Annotated in this window: 13 protein-coding genes; 9 read left to right on the top strand and 4 right to left on the bottom strand. The window is 32.0% G+C overall.

Going from position 1 to position 14350, the window contains the following annotated elements:
* Positions 1-136: 136 nt before the first annotated feature.
* Genes FBE93_RS06385 through cueO form a run of 4 tightly spaced genes read right to left on the bottom strand, consistent with a single transcriptional unit; the run spans position 137 to position 3542 of the window.
* Complete coding sequence (locus FBE93_RS06385) at positions 137-1327, bottom strand: molybdopterin molybdotransferase MoeA (protein ID WP_165434283.1); 1191 nt, start codon at positions 1325-1327, stop codon at positions 137-139.
* A 3-nt stretch (positions 1328-1330) separates the two neighbouring features.
* The gene (locus tag FBE93_RS06380; protein ID WP_002932396.1) at positions 1331-1777 is read right to left on the bottom strand and encodes a molybdenum cofactor biosynthesis protein MoaE; all 447 of its coding nucleotides are present in this window, start codon (positions 1775-1777) and stop codon (positions 1331-1333) included.
* Positions 1778-1999 (bottom strand): MoaD/ThiS family protein, encoded by a 222-nt coding sequence (locus FBE93_RS06375; RefSeq protein WP_002932392.1) that lies wholly within the window; start codon positions 1997-1999, stop codon positions 1778-1780.
* 1 nt (position 2000) lies between these two features.
* A complete protein-coding gene (gene cueO / locus FBE93_RS06370) occupies positions 2001-3542 on the bottom strand; it encodes a multicopper oxidase CueO (protein ID WP_165434282.1) in 1542 nt (513 codons plus the stop codon).
* Positions 3543-3665: 123 nt separating this feature from the next.
* Here cueO and nspC point away from each other — a divergent pair, with 123 nt between their 5' ends.
* The 9 genes from nspC to ccaA all read left to right on the top strand — a co-directional run bounded on the left by nspC (position 3666) and on the right by ccaA (position 14261).
* Positions 3666-4814 carry a carboxynorspermidine decarboxylase gene (nspC, locus tag FBE93_RS06365; protein ID WP_002932387.1) on the top strand — a complete coding sequence of 383 codons (1149 nt, stop codon included), beginning with the start codon at positions 3666-3668 and terminating at the stop codon, positions 4812-4814.
* A 303-nt stretch (positions 4815-5117) separates the two neighbouring features.
* Positions 5118-5831 (top strand): molecular chaperone TorD family protein, encoded by a 714-nt coding sequence (locus FBE93_RS06360; protein WP_072225828.1) that lies wholly within the window; start codon positions 5118-5120, stop codon positions 5829-5831.
* On the top strand, positions 5806-5997 hold the full coding sequence (locus FBE93_RS06355) for a twin-arginine translocation signal domain-containing protein (RefSeq protein WP_002851537.1): 192 nt from the start codon (positions 5806-5808) through the stop codon (positions 5995-5997). Before FBE93_RS06360 ends, FBE93_RS06355 begins: the two co-directional genes overlap by 26 nt.
* The gene (locus FBE93_RS06350; RefSeq protein ID WP_079264936.1) at positions 5997-8801 is read left to right on the top strand and encodes a formate dehydrogenase subunit alpha; all 2805 of its coding nucleotides are present in this window, start codon (positions 5997-5999) and stop codon (positions 8799-8801) included. The genes FBE93_RS06355 and FBE93_RS06350 overlap by 1 nt, the downstream gene beginning before the upstream one ends.
* Positions 8798-9439 carry a formate dehydrogenase FDH3 subunit beta gene (fdh3B, locus tag FBE93_RS06345; protein ID WP_002851264.1) on the top strand — a complete coding sequence of 214 codons (642 nt, stop codon included), beginning with the start codon at positions 8798-8800 and terminating at the stop codon, positions 9437-9439. The genes FBE93_RS06350 and fdh3B overlap by 4 nt, the downstream gene beginning before the upstream one ends.
* Positions 9436-10368: a formate dehydrogenase subunit gamma gene (locus tag FBE93_RS06340; protein ID WP_002932378.1), complete on the top strand. Its 933-nt coding sequence runs from the start codon at positions 9436-9438 to the stop codon at positions 10366-10368. The genes fdh3B and FBE93_RS06340 overlap by 4 nt, the downstream gene beginning before the upstream one ends.
* A 166-nt stretch (positions 10369-10534) precedes the next feature.
* Positions 10535-11317, top strand: a complete 783-nt coding sequence (gene fdhD, locus FBE93_RS06335; protein WP_002932375.1) for a formate dehydrogenase accessory sulfurtransferase FdhD — start codon at positions 10535-10537, stop codon at positions 11315-11317.
* Positions 11310-12047: a winged helix-turn-helix domain-containing protein gene (locus FBE93_RS06330; RefSeq protein ID WP_002932373.1), complete on the top strand. Its 738-nt coding sequence runs from the start codon at positions 11310-11312 to the stop codon at positions 12045-12047. The genes fdhD and FBE93_RS06330 overlap by 8 nt, the downstream gene beginning before the upstream one ends.
* Before the next feature lie 111 nt (positions 12048-12158).
* The gene (ccaA, locus tag FBE93_RS06325) at positions 12159-14261 is read left to right on the top strand and encodes an aspartate chemotaxis receptor CcaA (RefSeq protein WP_002932370.1); all 2103 of its coding nucleotides are present in this window, start codon (positions 12159-12161) and stop codon (positions 14259-14261) included.
* The last annotated feature ends 89 nt before the right edge of the window (positions 14262-14350 follow it).

Below are 14350 nucleotides of genomic sequence, written 5' to 3'. Positions count from 1 at the left end.
AATTTAAAAAGGGACTAAAACCCTAGTGGATTGAAACTCTGCTAGGGCTAATTACTCCACTAAAATGAGGTTGCAAATTTGAAACTTATTGAAATTTAGGGTTGATTAAAATCGAAATAAAATTATTTAAATAATTTTAAGGCATAAAGATAATATCCACTAAACTTTCATTTTCTAAAATTTCACATTCTTTTGGTACCACCATAAGGGCAGCTTTATTGTTAAGATTGTTTATAATCGCACTAGAACCTTCTTTCTTACCTTCAAGATTGGCTAAAATGCGTCCATTTTTAAACTCTATATTGCAAGCGACAAATTCCAAATAAGGTGTTTTTTTCTTGTAACTTCCTTGTAAAAAGGCTTTGCAAATATAGTCTTTAGGTTGAAGTAACCAAGAGTTTAAAATCTCTCTTGCGTAAAGATTAAACATTACCATAGCCGAGTAAGGAAAACCTGGTAAGGCGATGATGAATTTTTCATTAGCCTTAGCTATTTTGATATGTCTGCCTGGTTTTATGTCGGCTTTATCGATGATGATTTCATATTCTTTGACGGCTTTTTTTAAAAAGTCAAAATCTCCCATAGAAACTCCGCCCGTCGTAACCAAAATATCACAACTTTGCAAAGCACTTTCAAGGGTAGAAAAAGTGGCTTTTTCATCATCTTTTAAAAGAGGAAAAACCCTTGTATCGCAATTTAAATTTTTAGCTAAATTAGCTATGGCGATATGATTTGAAGAGCGGATTTGAGCAGGATTTTCCAAGGCTTCTCCTAGATCTTTGATCTCACTTCCGCTACTTAAAACCCCTACAATAGGCTTTATAAACACACTAATGTGAAAAAATCCAAGTTCAGCTAAAAGAGCTATCTCGCTATAATTTAACCTTGTGCCTTTTTTGAGTAAAATTTCATCTTTTTTATAGTTTTCTCCTACCGCACGCACGGCAAAAGCTTGAGAAACTTTTTTTTCTATAAAAAGAGTATCATTTTCTACGCGTACATTTTCAATAGGGACTAAAGTATCACTTCCTTCACTCATGAGTGAACCTGTAAAGGTTTTTACACAAGTGCCATTTTGCACGCTAAATTGTGGCATAGTGCCCGCAGGTGTGAGGCCTAAAATTTTTAAAGGCTTATCTTGATCTTCAAATTTGATCGCATAACCATCCATAGCCGAAGTTGGAAATTCAGGCTGATTTTTAAGGGCTTTTATGTCTTGAGCTAAAATGCGTCCTAAACACTCTGTAAGAGCTATTTTTTCAATCTTTTCATAGGTTTTGATATGAGAGTGTAAAATTTTTAAACTTTCTTCATAAGACATTAGCATTTTTTATCCTTTTAAAAGTCCTGCACCGCAAAGTTTGGTTGATCTTTCTTTGGCGTAAATTCTTTCTTTATTTATCACATCATACTTCCAAATGGGTGCACTTGCTTTAAAATCTTCAACAAATTCATTAAGAAGCTTAAGTCCTAATTTTCTTTGTTTGCTTAAAATTCCTGCAAAATAAGAGCTTTCATGAACTGCCACATCGCCTATAGAGTGAGCAAAAAGCAAGCTAATACCATCAAAATCTACTCTTTTTTGCCACTCATCAAACCATTTTTTTAAAAGCGGTTCATAAATATCAAAACTAAGTGCCTCAATGCCTCCTTCTTCACGCACAATACCACAAAAAGTCAGCAAAGCACCGCAGTTTTTATTCTTGGCAAATTCATACCATTGGCTATAAATTTTAGGAATATCTAAAGAACCTTGATAGAGTGTAAAATGTTTCATTTAACCCCCACAAACTGGTGGTAAAAGTGCTATTTTATCACCATCTTTTAACTTAGTGTTTTCATCAAAAATGATTTCATCGTTTAAAGATACGGCACAAAGTTCTAGCCATTCTTTTAAACTCTCATCTTTTTGCAAAATTTCTTTTAATTCTTTTAAATTTTTTACCTCAAACTCTAAATTGTCTTTATTTATGGGGCCTAAAAATTCCACTTTTACCATTTTATTCCTTTACTTCTAAATTTCCCATCATTCCTAAATCTTCATGTTCTAAAATATGGCAATGATACATTCTAAGTCCTTTAAAATCTTGTTTCATTCTAAATCTTAACTCTTCATTAGGACGCACATTTATAGTATCTCTTAAGGCTCTAAATTCAGCTTTTTGAACTTTTCCATTGAGTTTTGATGAGATGAGTTCAAATTGCGTGCCGTGTATGTGGAAAGGATGATCCATGTGAGATTTATTTATCACTATCCAGTCTTCAACTACTCCAAGTTTGGAGCTTAAATCAATGCGTTTTAAATCATAGCTTTTGCCATTGATTAAAAACATAGACGCAAGAGCGATTTTTAATTCGCTTTCACTTTTTCCCATCATACCATGCATTTGCATATGATCTTCACTCATGATTATTTCTTTAAATTCCTTAGGTTCTTCTGAAGGTTTGAAAATTTTTAAATTTTTTGGAAGTTCTACATTTTCTTTTTTTAGGTTAATATTGGCTAGAAATAGGGTATTAGGTTCTTCTTTTACCATCATTTTATCCCTATCATAATAAGCACTTTCTAGCTTAAAATTCCCATCTTTTGGAGCGTCGATTAAAACTTCTACACGAGAAGCAGGACTTAAAAAAAGTTCTTCTTTATAAATAGCTTTTTCTATAAGTCCACCATCAGTACCAACAAGTATAAACTTAGCTCCTTGTATGCGTAAATTTAAATATCTTGCCGCAGTAGCATTATAAATGCGTATGCGTTCGTTTGTGGCGAGTTTGATTTTAGGTTTAAATTGTCCATTGATGAGTACAAATTCTCCTTCTCTACCATTTAGCCAATCATTTAGGTTGTTGTTTGGAATTTGAGCGTTTTCATCAAGACGCAAATCGCTAATCATCAAATCTTTTTCTTTTAAATGACTTAAAGCATCTTTTTTTGCTTTGATCACAAAAGCCCCTGCTAAACCCATAAAAACTTGTTTAGAAGTGGTATAATGAGGGTGTGGATGATACCAGTAAGTTCCTGCGCTATCTTGAGGAATTTCAAAACGATATATTCTTTCTTCTCCTGCTAAGATAGGATCATGTGGGCTTCCATCTTGATCAGGTGGCACAGGAACGCCATGCCAATGTATAGTTGTAGCTTCCTTGAGTTTGTTTTTGACTAAAATTTCAAGTTTATCTCCTTCAAAAACTTCTATTTTTGGAGCAGGTACTAGACCATTGTAAGTATAAAATAAGGTTTTTTTACCTTTGATAAGCTCTATATGATTTTCTTTGATTTCTAGGGTAGCACGAAAAATATTTTTTTCTTTACTTTCATTTTTGAGTAAAGGCAAGGCTTTTAAAATTTCTCCTTGGGGGAATTGTTTTGGATCTAAAAGCTTTAAATTTTTTGGAGCAAAGTTTATAAAAGAAGTATCTAAGTCATGATTTATAGAATGATTTTTATGCATGGAGTGCATATCGTGCATAGGATTTGCATAGGCTACACCCATACTTGCTAGAGTAAGTGTATTAAATTTTAAAAAATTTCTTCTATTCATTAGTTTTTCCTTTTGCTTGATTTTTTGTATTATAGTCATTATTTTTTTAGTTTTAGTAAATATTTATTTTGAAAATTTGGTTTAATTTTGTTATGATTTTAGCAATTTAATCAAGGAAAAATAATGTTTTATGAAAATATTCAAACCCCAGCTTATATTTTAGAAGAAGATAAATTAAGAAAAAATTGCGAGCTTTTAGCAAGTGTTGGCGAAAAAAGTGGTGCTAAAGTGCTTTTAGCTTTAAAAGGTTTTGCTTTTTCAGGAGCGATGAAAATTGTTGGAGAATACCTAAAAGGTTGTACTTGTAGCGGACTTTGGGAAGCAAAATTTGCTAAAGAATACATGGATAAAGAAATTCATACTTATTCACCTGCTTTTAAAGAAGATGAAATAGGTGAAATAGCCAGTTTATCTCATCATATAGTGTTTAATTCTTTAGCTCAATTTCATAAATTTCAAAGCAAAACACAAAAAAATTCCTTAGGTCTTCGTTGTAATGTTGAATTTTCTCTAGCCCCAAAAGAACTTTACAATCCTTGTGGAAGATACTCAAGACTTGGAATTCGTGCTAAAGATTTTGAAAATGTGGATTTAAATGCTATAGAAGGACTTCATTTTCACGCACTTTGTGAAGAAAGTGCTGACGCTTTAGAAGCTGTTTTAAAGGTCTTTGAAGAGAAATTTGGTAAATGGATAGGGCAAATGAAATGGGTGAATTTTGGAGGAGGACATCACATCACTAAAAAAGGCTATGATGTTGAAAAACTTATTGCTTTGTGTAAAAATTTCAGTGATAAATACGGTGTGCAAGTTTATCTTGAACCAGGTGAAGCGGTGGGTTGGCAAACAGGAAATTTGGTGGCTAGTGTAGTAGATATCATAGAAAATGAAAAACAAATTGCTATTTTAGATACTTCAAGCGAAGCACATATGCCAGATACTATCATCATGCCTTATACAAGTGAAGTTTTAAATGCTAGAATTTTAGCCACAAGAGAAAATGAAAAAATTTCAGACTTAAAAGAAAACGAATTTTCCTATTTGCTTACTGGAAATACTTGTTTAGCAGGTGATGTAATGGGAGAATACGCTTTTGATAAAAAGCTTAAAATCGGCGATAAAATTGTTTTTTTAGATCAAATTCATTACACCATTGTGAAAAACACAACTTTTAATGGTATAAGACTTCCAAATCTCATGCTTTTAAATGCAAAAAATGAACTTCAAATGATAAGAGAATTTTCTTATAAGGATTATTCTTTAAGAAATTAGTATTATTTATAATTTGCATAAAATGTTAATTTTACTCGGAAGAGAATCAAAGATATAAATTTTATGCAAAGTATTTTATTTTTTCAAATATAAAATCAACTTAAATATCTAATTTTTAATACTTTGGTATGATTTTTTAAGATTTTAAATCCTTGTGGAATTTTATTGAAATTCAGTGATTTTTAAATCAAATAGTATTAAGATAAATCGATTTAAAAATCGGCTTTAAAATGAATATTAGGTATATTTTGCATAATATTCATTCAAGCAAAATTTAAAGCTATTTTTGAAAATTTTGAATGCATGGAGGCTTTAATGGATTTGGAAAAATTAAGATTAGCTAGAAGTCTTTATTATCAATGTCTAGGAGAGCTTTTTGTTTTTTCATTTTCTGAAGAAAGATTGTCAAAATTACAAGAGTATTTAAAGACAATGCAAGAATGTTTATTTGATGAAAATTTAAAATCAAATTTCGATATCTTGCTTAAGCATTTAGATGATGAAAATTCTATACAAGTATTTTTTAAAGAATATGATTTGCTTTTTTTAAGTCTTAAAAATAGCATCCCAACGACTTTTTCTTACATAGAAGAAGGTTTTGAAAATTCAAATCCTTTACTTTGCGTGCGTCAAATTTTAGTCAAAAGTAAAATAAGACGCAATGAAAAATTTTTTAAAGAAAGTGAAGATAGTGTTGGATTTTGTTTATTGTTGATGAGTGAATTTTTAAGGCAAAATGAAGATGATTTAGCCAAAGAACTTTTTGAAAAAGTGATCAATAAAAACATCGATGAGTTTTTAGGTGATGTTTTCATGAATAAAAATGCGAATTTATACAAGGAAATTTCAAGTATTGCATTGGCTTTTATGGAATTTGAAAGACTTTGCTTTGAAGTAGAAAAACCTGTAAAAATAAATTCTAAAAAAGTGCAAAACGATCTATCGCGTTCAGAATTTTTAAGAAGAGAAGCAAATAAACAAAGGAGGACTCGTGAAAAATCGCAGGGAATTTCTTAAAAAATCCGCTTTTGCCTTAGGGGCTGCTGGAGTGCTTGGTAGTACGACTTTAGCTCTAGCTAAAGATGAAGAAAGAAAAGATTTAGTTAAAGGTAAAAGTAAGAAAAAAGAAGTGCTTTTTCAAAGAAGTGCTAATTGGGAAAATTATTATATAAAGGCTGAGTAATGTCAAGTGTAGGTGAAAATATCAAGCTTACGCGTCGTTCTTTTCTTAAAATGGCAGCACTTTCAAGCCTAGCAACACCGTTGCTTGCTAGAAGTGAAACTTTAAGAGAAGCGAGTGCTGATGAGCTTAAAGAAGCGTACGAAGGTAGTAAAAAAGTAAAAACAGTTTGTACAGCCTGTTCTGTAGGCTGTGGGATTATTGCAGAAGTGCAAAATGGTGTTTGGGTGCGTCAAGAAATTGCTCAAGATCATCCTGTGAGTTCAGGTGGACATTGCTGCAAGGGATCTGATATGATCGATATGGTGCGTTCACATGTGCGTTTAAAATATCCTATGAAAAAAGAAAATGGAGAATGGAAACGTATAAGTTATGAGCAAGCTTTAAGTGAGATTGGAGAAAAACTAGCTGCTTATCGTAAAGAAAATCCTGAAAGTGTTATGTTTTTAGGTTCTGCAAAAATGAGCAATGAACAAGCTTATTATGTGCGTAAATTTGCAGCGTTTTTTGGAACGAACAATGTAGATCATCAAGCTAGAATTTGACACAGCGCAACAGTCGCCGGTGTGGCGAATACATTTGGTTATGGCGCTATGACAAACCATCTTGGAGACATTCAAAGAAGTAAATGTATCATTATCATTGGGGCAAATCCAGCGGTAAATCACCCTGTGGGTTTTAGACATTTCTTAAAAGCAAAAGAAAAAGGCGCAAAGCTTATTGTTGTAGATCCTAGATTTACAAAAAGTGCAGCTAAGGCAGATATTTATGCAAGAATTCGTCCGGGAACTGACATTGCTTTCATGTATGGAATGCTAAAAATTATCTTTGATGAAGGTTTAGAAGATACAAAATATCTCGATGAAAGAGTTTTTGGAATCGATAAGATTCGTGAAGAAGCAGCAAAATGGACAGCTGAAGAAGTAGAAAATGTTACAGGGATCTCTAAAGAACTTTTGGTGCAAATCACTCATGAAGTAGCTAAAAACAAACCAACTACGCTTATTTGGGCTATGGGTTTAACTCAACATACTGTAGGAACTTCAAATACACGTTTAGCACCTATTGTACAAATGGTACTTGGAAATATAGGTAAATTTGGCGGCGGAGTTAATATCTTACGCGGACACGATAATGTTCAAGGTGCTTCGGATATGGCTTGTTTAAGCGAAAATTTACCTGGTTATTATCCTTTAAATGAAGCGACTTGGAGATACTATGCCAAAATTTGGGGCGTGGATTATGAGTGGCTTTTAGGAAATTTTGTAAGTAAAGATTGGATGCATAAAACCGGACTTTCACTTGCTAGATGGTGGGCAGCAGCTTTAAATGGAAAAGATGGCAATGATGCTATCGATAATGCAGGAACGCCTTTAAAAGCTTTAGTAGTTATGGGAAATGGTATCACTTCAACCGCACAACAAGCTAAGGTTAAAGAAGGTTTAGAAGCTTTAGAGCTTTTAGTTTTGGCTGATCCTTTTGTAAATGAAGCAGGGATTATCGCAGAAAGAAAAGATGGAATTTATCTTTTACCTGCAGCAACACAGTTTGAAACAAGCGGAAGTGTAACAGCAACAAATCGTAGCGGACAATGGAGATTTAAAGTTGTAGATCCACTTTATGAAAGCATGGAAGATCAAGAAATTTTATTTGAGCTTGCTAAAAAATTAGGCTTTTATGAAAACTTTACCAAGACTTTACGCGATGAAAAAGGTGAGATCGTTTGGCCTGAAAATGCAACAAGAGAAATTGCAAAAGCAGTTAGAAGTATAGGGCTTAATGGTTGGAGTCCTGAAAGGCTTAAAAAGCATACTTTATACTGGGATAAATTTGATGAGGTAACTTTAGAAGGAAAAGACGAAGTTGCTGGCGAGTATTACGGGCTTCCTTGGCCTTGTTGGAGTGATAAGCACCCAGGTTCTCCTGTGCTTTATAATACCGACATTGAAGTAGCAAAAGGTGGTATGGGCTTTAGAAACAATTTTGGACTTGAGTATGAAGGAGAGAGTTTACTTGCTAAAAATGCACCTTTAAATTCGCCTATTGATACAGGTTATCCACAAATTACTAAAGATAATATAGAAAAAGTTTTAGGCATTACTTTAAGTGCTCAAGAAAAAGAAAAAATGGGATCAACTTGGTCTTATGATGATAGCAATATCATAGCAACTAAATGTATAGAAAAAGGCATAGTTCCTTATGGAAATGCTAAAGCTAGAGCTGTAGTTTGGACTTTTAAAGATAAAATTCCACTCCACCGTGAGCCTTTACATTCTCCAAGAAACGATTTGGTGCAAAAATATCCAAGTTTTGAAGATCAAAAAGCACTTTATCGCGTGGATACTAAATTTGTTTCTGTGCAACAAGCTAAGGATTATTCTAAAGAATTCCCGCTTAATCTTGTTACTGCAAGACTTGTGAATTTAAATGGTGCGGGTATGGAAAATAGAGCATCTATGTATCTAACGCGTTTAACACCTGAAATGTTTTGTGAGATCAATCCTGAATTAGCAAAAGAGCAAGACATTAAAGCAGGAGATATGATTTGGGTGCATTCTCCAGAGGGTACTAAAATTCATGTAAGAGTGAAGGTTAATCCAGGTGTAGCAAAAGATATGATTTTCTTACCTTTCCATTTTACAGGGGTAATGCAAGGTGTGGATTTAACACATAACTTCCCAGAAGGAACTAAGCCTTATGCAAGCGGAGAAAGTGCTAATACGGTAACAAATTATGGTTATGATATTATGTGTCAGATTCCAGAGACTAAAGGTGGGCTTTGTAGAATCAGTAAGGATGGAAAATGAGTAAGGTAAATTTTGCAAATTTGGAAAAAGAACGCTTGAAATTCTTTTGTGATAATGAGCGTTGTATTGATTGTAATGGTTGTGCGGTAGCTTGTGATGAAGCACATGAGCTTCCTATTCACATTCGCCGTCGCCGTGTGATTACTTTAAATGAAGGAATTCAAGGAAAAGAAGTTTCAACTTCTATTTCTTGTATGCATTGTGATGATGCTCCTTGTTCTATCGTTTGTCCTGTGGATTGTTTTTATATCCGTGCTGATGGTATTGTTTTGCATGATAAAGAAATTTGCATAGGTTGCGGATATTGTCTTTATGCTTGTCCTTTTGGCGCACCACAATTTCCAAAAGATAGTGTTTTTGGAAATAAAGGCATTATGGATAAATGTACTATGTGTGCAGGTGGCCCTGAAGCAACAAATTCAGAAAAAGAAAGAGAACTTTATGGTCAAAATCGTATTGCAGAAGGTAAAGTTCCTGTATGTGCTGCGATGTGTTCAACAAAAGCACTTTTAGTAGGCGAAAGTTCTAAAATAGAAGAGATTTATCATAATAGACTTATGAATAGAAATTATGGCATTCCAAATCCTTCGGAAAGTTTGGAATGGAAGATTGCTTACACAGGAAAGGAACGCTTATGAGAAAAGTATTTGCAACGCTTTTATTAAGCGTAGTGAGTTTATTTGCTTATGGTAGTGAGAGAATGGGACAAGATACTCAAATTTGGGATTTTCATCGTATTACAAATATCTCAAATTATGAAACTTTTGGCAAACTTTGGACAACTTTGCAAGGTGAATATATAGCTACTATAGCTTTAATTGCTGTTATTGCCGTGTTGTCTGCATTTGCTTTGCATTATATGGTTATAGGACCTAAACAATTTTCACACGATGGAAAGAAAATTTATGCTTTTACATTATTTGAAAGACTTTTTCATTTTATCGCGGCAATTTCTTGGGTGATTTTAGTGCCAACTGGTTTTGTGATGATGTTTGGGGCGACTTTTGGAGGTGGACTTTTTGTAAGAGTTTGTAAAAATTTACACGCTTTTGCAACGGTTTTATTTATCATCTCTATAATCCCTATGTTTTTATGCTGGATTAAAAGAATGCTTCCTGCAAGTTATGATATCAGATGGATGATGATAGTAGGTGGTTATTTAAGCAAAGTAAAACGTCCTGTACCTGCAGGTAAGTTTAATTTTGGTCAAAAATCTTGGTATTATATTGCTGTTTTTGGTGGATTTTTGATGATAATTACAGGTGGATTTATGTATTTTCTTGATTTTAATTCCACGGCAATTCAAGGTCTTTTTGGTTTAACTCAAATTGAACTTTTAAGAATTTCAGCTATAGTGCATAATTTTTTAGGTATAGTGTGTGCAGTGTTTTTTGGTGTGCATATTTATATGGCAGTATTTGCAATCAAAGGTAGTATCCATTCTATGATTAGTGGTTATAAAGAAGAAGAAGAAGTTTATATTTTGCATTCTTATTGGTATAAAGAATTAAGCAATAAAAAGCAAATTGAACCTAATTTTTCTTATGATCCTAATGTGAAAATTTAATCTTTAACCGCTATGTTATTGCATAGCGGTAGTTTTAAGCTTTTTTGAAATAAATAGAACGAATTTTATTTTATAAGTTGAATCTAAAATCTATTTTTCCATATATAAATTTGTTATTTATGTTTTTTTGATATAATATTATTTAAAGATATTTAAAGGATAAGGTATGGATCCGTTATTTACAACTCAAATTTTAAAATATAAAGGTAATGATTCTTTTACATGTGATGATACTTTAGTGCGTGAAATTAAGCTTGAAATTTTTATTAATGATGAAAGAATAGGTGCTTTAATGGCAACTCCTGTAGATGAACAGGCATTAGCAATAGGATATTTAATGAGTGAAAATATCATTGCGAAAGTAAGCGATATTGAGAGCATAGAAACAAAAGATGATGGTATGAGTGTGCATATTAAAGCAAAGATTGATAAAGAAAATTTAGCAAAGCTTAATGCTGAAGGTGTAATTATAAGTGGTTGTGGTAGAGCACATACTGCCAATATCGATCCAGAAGCTATTGAAGCGAGTAAAATTAGTTCTGATGCAAAATTTAGCAAAGATGAAATTTTAAAACAAATGAGTACTTTTTATACTCAATGTGAGCTTTATGAGAAAACAGGCTGTGTACATACGGCTAAGCTTTTTGTAGATGAGAAAACTTTTTTTATAGGTGAAGATATAGCCCAACATAATACCATAGATAAAGCTTTAGGAAAAGCACGTTTAGCTGAGGTTGATTTAAGTCAATGTTTTTTAATGGTTAGTGGAAGGCTAAGTTCTGAAATGGTAGCTAAAGCAGTTATGCATAAAATTCCAGTGCTTGTTTCACGCACGGCTCCTACTTGTTTAGGAGTTATGATAGCAAGAAAATTTGATTTAACGCTTTGTGGTTTTGCTAGAGAAAATAAGATCAATATTTATAGTGGAGAATTTAGAATTCATGGATAAAAATCAAGAAAAAGAAATCATCTCATATATGAGAGAACTGTTAAATAGTAATGAAAAGTTAGATTGTGGTACGGCTTTTAAAATTGCAAAGAAATTTAATGTAAATATAGAAAAAATCGGACAATTAGCCGATGAAAATCACATGAGAATTGATAATTGCGAGTTGGGGCAATTTGGACATTTAGATTTTGAAAAAGCAAAGATTGAAGTGCTTAAAAAAATAGAACCTAGTTTAGATGAAAAGCGTAGAATTTTTTGTAAAGATGCAAGAGATATTGCTAAAGAAGGTTGTGGACTTAAAAGTATGCGTTCAGTTTTAAAAGCTTATAAGGTTGATGTAAAGTATTGTCAACTTGGTTGTTTTAAAGAAAAAAAAGGAAAACAATTTATAGTAAGAACAAAAACTTGGATTGAAAATGCGGATGGAGATTTGCTTTTTGGACGAGGAAAAACAGAACTTTTAGAGCTTATCGGACAAACAGGCAGTTTATTGCATGCTTCTAAACTTATGGGGATTAATTATAAAAAAGCTTGGATGCATTTACAAACCTTACAAAAAAATTCTCAAGAAATCTTAGTTAGCACACGACAAGGACGCTCTAAAGAATCAGGAACAAAACTTACTCCTAGAGCTTTGGAATTAATGGAAAATTACTCTATTTTGCAAAAAGACATAGAAGAATACGCTAATAAACGCTTTAAAGAATTGTTTTTAAAAGGAAAAAAATAAATCTTTCACAAAAAATACTAATACATAATATTTTTATAATTAATTAATAGTATTTTTTTAAAAAATATGTTAAAATATAAAATCCAAAATTTTATTTTTAGGAGTTATAAGATGTTTAAATCTTTAAATATAGGTTTAAAACTTATTTTTTCTGTAGCAACTGTTGTTGTTATTGGGCTTATTATTTTAATCTCATTAATCACAAAACAAGTAAGTCAAAATATTACCAAAAATACAGAAGATATTCTAGCTTCTATCACGAAAGAATATGCTACCCAAACTCAAGGAATTTTTGGGGAAATGATTGCTTTAAATAAAAGTATTTCAGGTACTTTAACAGAAATGTTTAGATCAAGTTCAAAAGAAAATTTAGATATAGATAGTATAACAAATATTATAACCAATACTTTTGATAATAGTGCTTATTCTAATTTTACTTATTTGTATCTTATCGATCCGCCAGAATATTTTAAAGAGGAGAGTAAATTTTTCAATACTCAAAGTGGAAAATTTGTTATGCTTTATGTTGATGAAGAAAAAGATAGCAAAGGCGGGATAAAAGCAATACAAGCTAGTGATGAAATAGCTAATTTACAAGTTGTGCAAGATATATTAAAAAAAGCAAAATATGGGGAAAATAAAGTATATATAGGACGTCCTATTAGGATGAATTTAGAAGGTCAAGATTTTGATGCTGTAAATATTGCTATGCCTATATTTGACCGAAAGAATCAAGTTGTAGGTGTTATCGGTATGACTTTGGATTTTTCGGCTATTGCTACTTATCTTTTAGATCCTAAGAGTCAAAAATATGATGGAGAATTAAGAGTTCTTTTAAATTCAGATGGATTTGTCGCGATTCACCCTAATAAAAATTTGGTTTTAAAAAATTTAAAAGATATCAATCCTAATAAAGGTGCACGAGAGACTTATAAGGCTATGAGCGAAGGAAAAAATGGAGTTTTTAACTATATAGCTTTTGATGGTGATGATTCTTATGCCGCGATTAATAGTTTTAAAGTGCAAGATAGTTCTTGGACAGTTTTGGTAACAGCCCCTAAATATTCAGTTTTTGAACCTTTGAAAAAATTACAATTAATTATTATCAGTGCATCTTTGATTTTTATTTTTGTTGTTTTAGGAGTGGTTTATTATTGTGTAAGAAAAATTGTTGCAACAAGATTACCAATTATTCTTAATTCTTTAGAATCTTTTTTCCGTTTCTTAAATCATGAAAAAATTGAGCTCAAATTAATTAAAATTCGAGCTAATGATGAATTAGGGGCAATGGGTAGAATCATAAATGAAAATATTGAAAAGATTCAAATATCTTTAGAACAAGATCAAAATGCTGTAGATGAATCAGTGCAAACTGCTAGAGAAATCGAAAAAGGTAATTTAACTGCAAGAATTACTAAAAATCCTATAAATCCTCAATTAGTAGAACTTAAAAATGTTCTTAATAGAATGCTTGATGTTTTGCAAAGTAAAATTGGTTCTAATATGAATGAAATTAATAGAGTTTTTGATAGTTATAAAGCGCTTGATTTTAGCACAGAAGTATTTGATGCTAAAGGCGAAGTTGAGATTACAACTAATATTTTAGGTAAAGAAATTAAAAAGATGCTTGTAGCTTCTTCCAATTTTGCTAAAGATTTAGCCAATCAGTCAGAAGAGTTAAAAAATTCTATGCAAAAACTTGCTGATGGCTCTAATGCACAAGCGAGTTCTTTAGAACAATCGGCTGCAGCTGTAGAGGAGATTAATTCTTCTATGCAAAATGTAAGTGGAAAAACAGTTGAGGTTGCTTCGCAAGCTGATGATATAAAAAATATTGTCAATGTGATTAAAGATATCGCTGAGCAAACGAATCTTCTTGCTTTAAATGCAGCTATTGAAGCTGCACGTGCTGGAGAACATGGGCGTGGTTTTGCAGTTGTTGCAGATGAGGTAAGACAGCTTGCGGAAAGAACGGGAAAATCCTTATCTGAAATCGAGGCAAATATTAATATACTTGTTCAAAGCGTAAATGAAGTAGCAGAATCTGTAAAAGAACAAACAGCAGGAATCACACAGATTAACGATGCTATAGCGCAACTTGAAACTGTAACTAAGGAAAATGTCGAAGTTGCAAATGTCACCAATAATATAACAAATGAAGTCAATCAAATTGCTGCAGCAATTCTTGAAGATGTGAATAAAAAAAGATTTTAAAAAAAGCTCATTTTTGAGCTTTTAAATTTTTTCTATAATTATTTAAAATTTTTAAACACAAAACAAGTAATAAAATAATATTATTTTCC

Origin of the sequence: Campylobacter sp. CFSAN093229 (genome assembly GCF_011068225.1) — a bacterium.
GTDB lineage: Bacteria > Campylobacterota > Campylobacteria > Campylobacterales > Campylobacteraceae > Campylobacter_D > Campylobacter_D jejuni.
The sequence above is the reverse complement of the archived record's forward strand: the minus strand, read 5'-3'. Positions and strand labels throughout refer to the sequence as shown.